Origin of the sequence: Rhodovulum sp. DZ06 (assembly GCF_050586345.1) — a bacterium.
Lineage (GTDB): Bacteria > Pseudomonadota > Alphaproteobacteria > Rhodobacterales > Rhodobacteraceae > JBOCEF01.
Genome location: NZ_JBOCEF010000089.1, coordinates 1 through 6144, shown reverse-complemented (window position 1 = coordinate 6144; position 6144 = coordinate 1). Strand labels below are relative to the sequence as shown.

At 74.9% G+C, this 6144-nt stretch carries 4 protein-coding genes; 3 read left to right on the top strand and 1 reads right to left on the bottom strand.

What is annotated here, in order from left to right:
* Positions 1 to 236 precede the first annotated feature (236 nt).
* Together ACQ5SO_RS21090 and ACQ5SO_RS21085 are read left to right on the top strand one after the other, a co-directional pair.
* Complete coding sequence (locus ACQ5SO_RS21090; protein WP_430943629.1) at positions 237 to 1169, top strand: pseudouridine-5'-phosphate glycosidase; 933 nt, start codon at positions 237 to 239, stop codon at positions 1167 to 1169.
* Complete coding sequence (locus ACQ5SO_RS21085; RefSeq protein WP_430943628.1) at positions 1166 to 2074, top strand: carbohydrate kinase family protein; 909 nt, start codon at positions 1166 to 1168, stop codon at positions 2072 to 2074. The genes ACQ5SO_RS21090 and ACQ5SO_RS21085 overlap by 4 nt, the downstream gene beginning before the upstream one ends.
* 648 nt (positions 2075 to 2722) lie before the next feature.
* Here the strand turns inward: ACQ5SO_RS21085 and ACQ5SO_RS21080 are convergent.
* The gene (locus ACQ5SO_RS21080; protein ID WP_430943627.1) at positions 2723 to 3388 is read right to left on the bottom strand and encodes a helix-turn-helix domain-containing protein; all 666 of its coding nucleotides are present in this window, start codon (positions 3386 to 3388) and stop codon (positions 2723 to 2725) included.
* Positions 3389 to 3497: 109 nt separating this feature from the next.
* Here ACQ5SO_RS21080 and ACQ5SO_RS21075 point away from each other — a divergent pair, with 109 nt between their 5' ends.
* Positions 3498 to 5828 carry a cytochrome P450/oxidoreductase gene (locus ACQ5SO_RS21075; RefSeq protein ID WP_430943626.1) on the top strand — a complete coding sequence of 777 codons (2331 nt, stop codon included), beginning with the start codon at positions 3498 to 3500 and terminating at the stop codon, positions 5826 to 5828.
* Positions 5829 to 6144 lie beyond the last annotated feature (316 nt).

Sequence of the window (6144 nt, the reverse complement as noted above, 5' to 3'; positions counted from 1 at the left end):
CCAATCCCCCCCCCTCCAAACCCTGCAGGACACAAAACCAAACCCGACGAAAACACAGGGCCACCCAGCCCCAAAAAAAAGGGGGTGCAGGGGGTCGCCCCCTGCCCGGGGGGCATCGGGGGGGCCGGCCCCCCCGAAGTCGACGCTTGCCCCAACCGCCCCCACTTCAGGACTGGCCCCGCCCCCCCGCCGCGTGCATGATCCGCCCCTCTCCCCTCTCCCATCCCGGAGCCCCCATGACCGCGCATCCCGACCTCCTCCTGTCGCCCGAAATCGCCGAGGCCCTCGCCGCCGGCGCCCCCGTCGTGGCGCTGGAGACCGCCATCGTCACCCACGGGATGCCGCACCCCCACAACCTCTCCACCGCCCGCGCGGTCGAGGCCGAGATCCGCGCCGCCGGCGCCATTCCCGCCACCATCGCGGTGATCGACGGGGTGATGCGCGTGGGCCTGACGGACGCGGAACTGGAACGCCTCGCCGCCCTGCCCGAGGGGGTGCGCAAGGCCTCGGCCCGCGACCTGCCCGCCGCCATCGCAGCAAAGGTCTGCGCCGGGACCACCGTCGCCGGGACCATGCGCATCGCCGCCATGGCGGGGATCGAGATCTTCGCCACCGGCGGCATCGGCGGCGTCCACCGCGGGGCGGAGAGCACCTTCGACATCTCCGCCGACCTCACGGAACTCGGCCGCACCCGCACCGCCGTGGTCTGCGCGGGCGCGAAATCCATCCTCGACCTGCCCAAGACGCTCGAGGTGCTGGAGACGATGGGCGTGCCGATCCTGGGCGCGGGGACCGACGCCTTCCCCGCCTTCTTCTCGCGCACCTCCGGACTTTCGGTCGACGCGCGGCTCGACGGGGCCGGGGCGCTGGCCGCGGCCATCGACGCCAACGCCCGCATCGGCGGCGCGGGGATGGTGATCTGCAACCCGATCCCCGAGGCGGACGAGATCCCCGCCGACCGCATCGCCGCCATCATCGACCAGGCGGTGGAGGAAGCCGAGGCGCGAAGGATCGGCGGCAAGGGCGCGACGCCCTTCCTGCTCGGCCGGGTGCTGGAGCTGACCGGGGGCGACAGCCTCAAGGCCAACGTGGCGCTGGTGCGCAACAACGCGCGCGTCGCCGGGGAAATCGCCGTCGCCCTGTCTTCCCGCCGCAGGGACGCAGCTTGAGCGGCCCCCTCTTCGGCGCCCCCCGCCCGGGGCGGTTCCTCTGCGTCGGCGACGTGATGCGCGACGTGGTGGTCCGCCCCGAGGGCGCGATGATCCGCGGCGCCGACCGCCGCGCGCATATCGAGATCATCCCCGGCGGGGCCGCCGCCAACCAGGCCGCCTGGCTCGCCGCCCTCGGCGCGCCCGCCGCCCTCGTCTCGCGCGTCGGCGCCGCCGACATGGCCGAGATCGAGGCCGGCCTCTCCGCCGCCGGGGTGACCCCGATCCTGTCGGCGGACCCCGGGGCCCCCACCGGCGCCGTCGTCGCCCAGATCGATCCCGATGACGGCCAGCGCAGCTTCTTCACCAGCCGCGGCGCCAATGACCGCCTCTGCCCCGCCGACCTGTCGCCCGCGCTGCTGGACGGCGCCTGCGCGCTCGTCGTCTCGGGCTATGCGCTGGTGGCGGAAGGACCGCGCATCGCCGTCGCCGACCTGATCGGCGCCGCCCGCGCCCGCGCCCTGCCGGTGATCGTGGATCCCGGCTCGGCCTCCTTCCTGGCCGAGATCGGCCCCGAGCGGTTCTTCGCCGCCATAGACGGCGTGCAGATGCTGTTTCCCAACCGCGACGAGGCCGCCGCCCTGACCGGGTCCGAGGACCGCGCGGCGCAGGAGGCCGCCCTCGCCGCCCGCGCCGGGGCCGTGATCCTCAAGGACGGGGCGGGCGAGGCGGCGCTGCTGACCGGCGGGACAAGGATCGCCGCCGCGCCGCCGCCGGCGCGGGCGCTCGACACCACCGGGGCGGGGGACAGCTTCCTCGCCGGGTTCCTCGCCGCCTGGGCGCGGGGGGCGGCGCCCGGGGCGTGCCTCGCCGCCGGCCATGCCGCCGCGGGCCGCGCGGTGACGCGGTTCGGCGCCCGGCCCTGATCCCGGCGCCCGGGCGCCCGGCGCGGCTTGGAACGACCCGCGGTTGATTCGCTCCCGATTTGGGACAACCCGGCCGCCTGCAGGGGCCTCTCGCGCCCCCGCGCGGCCGTTCATTGAAGCGATATCGAAAACAACTTCAGAACACGTCCAAAGCCCCCCCCCCCCCGAAACATTTCGACGCCGCTTCAAGGGTTGCGCAATTTCTTCGTTATTTTTGGGGCCCCTCCGGTTTTGAAATGGACTTTCGCGGACGAGTCGCGCACATTTCCGCCTGCACACAACGTGCAGGTGTCGTTCATCCTGCGCTGCCCGCGCCCGGTCTGAGGGGACCCGAACGGCGCGCCCGCCGCGCGAGACGACATCGCCGCCGCCCGTTTCCCGGGCGCGGCGCCGTCCCGGCCCGGTCGATGCAAACCGCCGCGCCGGACGCCCCGTGCAGGAGCGTCGCACAGCCATGCGACGTGGGGGACGCGCGGTCCGGGCCCGCCGAGGGGGATGGGCCCGGACCGCGCGTTTGCCCCCTGCCCGCCGCCTCCGCGCCTCGACCCCGCGCCCAAATCCCGCGCCCCGGCCCGGCGCCCCAATTCCATGCCCTGACCGGCGCCCCGACCCGACGCCCGGGCGCGCCATGCCCCGCGCCGCGCGCGCTCAGGCCCCCAGCGCCCCCGACAGCTCCGCGGCGCAGGCCCGCACCAGCGCCGCGGCGCGGTCGACGTCGAGATCCTCCATCGCCACCACCCCGACCGAGGCGTCGATCCCCGCCGCCCCCGCCCGCAGCGGCGCCGCCACGCCCACGGCCCCCGCCTGCAACGCCCCGCGGGTCACGCACCAGCCCCGCGCCCGCGCCTCGGCGACCTCCGCCGCCTCGCCCGCCGCCGCCGCCCGCCCGGCCAGGATCGCGATCCCCGCCGCGCCTTGCCCCAGCGGGTGGCGGCTGCCGACCTTGTAGCCGACGCGGATCAACCCGGCCTCCGGCTCCTCCACCGCCAGCGCCACGCAATCCGCGCCCTCGGCGGCCGACAGGAACGCCGTCCCCCCGGCGGCCCGCGCCAGCGCCGCCAGCGGCCCCCGCGCCAGCAGCCGCAGGTGCGGCGCCACCCGCGCCCCCAGCGCCAGCGCCCCGGCCCCCAGCAGCACCCTTGCCCCGGCCCGGCGCGCCATCCCGCGCCCCTCCAGCGTCGCCACGATCCGGTAGGCGATCGCCCGGTCGACCCCCAGCCCCGCCGCCAGCTCGGCCACGCTCAGCCCGTCCGGCGCATCCCCCAGCATCGCCAGCGCCGCCAGCCCCCGGTCCAGCGTCTGAAGCACCGCCATCCCCATCCCTCCGGTTGACCCGACCCCGGGTCCCGCCGCACAATTGCGCTTAACGATACAAGATGTGCGATAAAAGTAAATCGTCGCGCCCCCGGAGGATCCGCCCGCCATGACCTGCCCCGTGACCGCCGCCCCGGCCCCCGCCGCCCCCGGCGCCGCCGCCGCCCTCTCGCCCACCGGCTGCCCCGTCTCCGCCCGCGCCGCCGCCTTCGACCCGTTCGGCCCCGCCTACCAGGCCGACCCGGGCGCCGCCCTGTCGTGGGCCCGGGCCGAGGAACCCGTCTTCTGGTCCCCCGCCCTCGGCTACTGGGTCGTCGCGCGCTACGAGGACCAGCGCGCCGTGTTCCGCGACCCGATCCTGTTCTCCCCGGCCAATGTTCTCGAAAAACTCACCCCCGCGGGGCCCGAGGCGCAGCAGATCCTCGCCGATCATGGCTTCGCCCTCTCCCGCACCATGGTGAACGAGGATGAGCCGGACCACATGGAGCGTCGGCGGCTACTCATGGACGCCTTCCTCCCGTCGAACCTCGCCAAGCACGAACCGATGATCCGCCGCCTGACGCGCGAGAAGGTCGACGCCTTCATCGCCCGCGGCCACGCCGATCTCGCGCAGGAGCTGTGCCACGAGGTCCCCCTCTCGGTCGCCCTCGCCTTCCTCGGGGTGCCCGACGACGACGCCGCGACGCTCAAGCAGTTCGCCGTGGCCCACACCCTCAACACCTGGGGCCGCCCGACGCCCGAGGAACAGCTGGAGATCGCCCGCAAGGTCGGCGCCTTCTGGACCGAGGCGAACCGGATCCTCGACCGGATGATGGCCGACCCGACCGGGGAGGGCTGGATGTACGACACCGTCCGCGCCCATTTCGACCACCCCGACATCGTGCCCGAGAGCTACCTGCGCTCGATGATGATGGCCATCCTGGCGGCGGCGCATGAAACCACCTCCCTCGCCGCCGCCAAGGCGTTCCGCATGCTCCTGTCGGACCGCGCGGCGTGGGAGGAGATCTGCGCCGAGCCCGCCCGCATCCCCGGCGCGGTCGAGGAATGCCTGCGCCTCGCCGGCTCCGTCATCGCCTGGCGCCGCGTCGCCACCGCGGACTGCGAGATCGGCGGGGTGCAGATCCCGAAGGGCGGCAAGATCCTCGTCGTCCAGGCCTCGGCCAATGTCGACCCCGAGCGGTGGGAGGACCCGCTGACCCTCGACATCCACCGCGAGGATGCGATCGAGCACCTGACCTTCGGCTATGGCGCGCACCAGTGCCTCGGGAAAAACATCGGCCGGATGGAGATCCGCATCTTCCTCGAGGAATGCGCCCGCCGCCTGCCGCATATGCGGCTCGACCCGGGGCAGGATTTCGCCTCGCTGCCGAACCTGTCGTTCCACGGGCCGCAATCGGTGCGCGCCTCCTGGGACCCCGCCCGCAACCCCGAGGCGGCGGATCCGCGGATCCGCGAGGCGGCGGTGGATTTCCCCGTCGGCGCCCCGTCGCGCGACGCGCTGCTGCGCCCGGCCCGCATCGTCGCGGCGGAGGGGGACGCGCCCGGCGTCAAGCGCCTGCGCCTCGCCGATCCGCATGGCCGCCCCCTGCCCCGCTGGAGCGCGGGCGCGCATGTGGACCTCGTCGCCGGGGGGTTCCGGCGCAAGTATTCGCTCTGCGGCGCGCAGGACGCCGACGGGGGCGCGGCCTACGAGATCGCCATCCAGGCCGACCCCGACGGGACCGGCGGCTCGCGCCATTTCACCCGGGCGCTGAAGGCCGGGGACCTGGTGCAGATCGCCGGGCCGCGCAATCATTTCCGCCTGGATGAGGGGGCCGCGGCGCATATCCTTGTCGCCGGGGGCATCGGCATCACCCCGATCCTCGCCATGGCCGACCGGCTGAAGGCGCTCGGCAAACCCTATGCGCTGCACTACTGCGTCCGCTCCCGCGCCGCCGCGCCGCTGCTGGCGCGGGTGGAGGCGGAGCACGGCCACGCCCTCGCCCTCCACGTGACGCAGGAGGGGACGCGGCTCGACCTCTCAGCCCTCGCCCCGCCGCCGGGAAGCCAGGTCTGCGCCTGCGGCCCGGCGCGGATGCTCGATGCGCTCGACGCGCTGGCGGCGGGCTGGGACGCCGCCTTCACGCGCGAGCATTTCACCGCCGCCGCCCCGGCGCTGGACCCGGCGAATGAGCACGCGTTCGCGGTGGAGCTGGCCGACAGCGGGCTGACGGTCGAGGTGCGCGCCGACCAGACCGTTCACGACGCGCTCGCCGCAGCCGGGATCGACGTGCCCAAGGAGTGCGGCGAGGGTCTGTGCGGGACCTGCGAGGCCGCGGTCCTGTCGGGCGCGGTCGATCACCGCGACCGGGTGCTGTCCCGCGCCGAGCGCGCCGCCGGGGACCGGATGATGACCTGCTGTTCCCGCGCGACCGGCGACAAGCTGCGCCTCGCCCTGTAACCGGGCGCCCGGGCGGCGCCAGCCGCCCTCCGCCCGAGAACGGGGGGCTTGCCCCCCCTGAACGGGCGGACACATCCTCAGCCGGGTGCGGCCGGTCTCGGGGGGCATGAAGCCCCCGCTCGCCCGCCCGCGCCACGCTTCGCGCGGCGGGCGCCCCCATTCAAAGGGGGGTCCCAAGGGGGGCTTGCCCCCCTTGGTCGGGGGGCCCGGGGGGGGGGGGGGACCCCCAAACCCGAAAAAAACCCCCCCCCAAACGGCGTCCCCCCACCCCACCCCAAAATCCCCCCTGCCCCCACAACCAACAAGTAGTCCACCC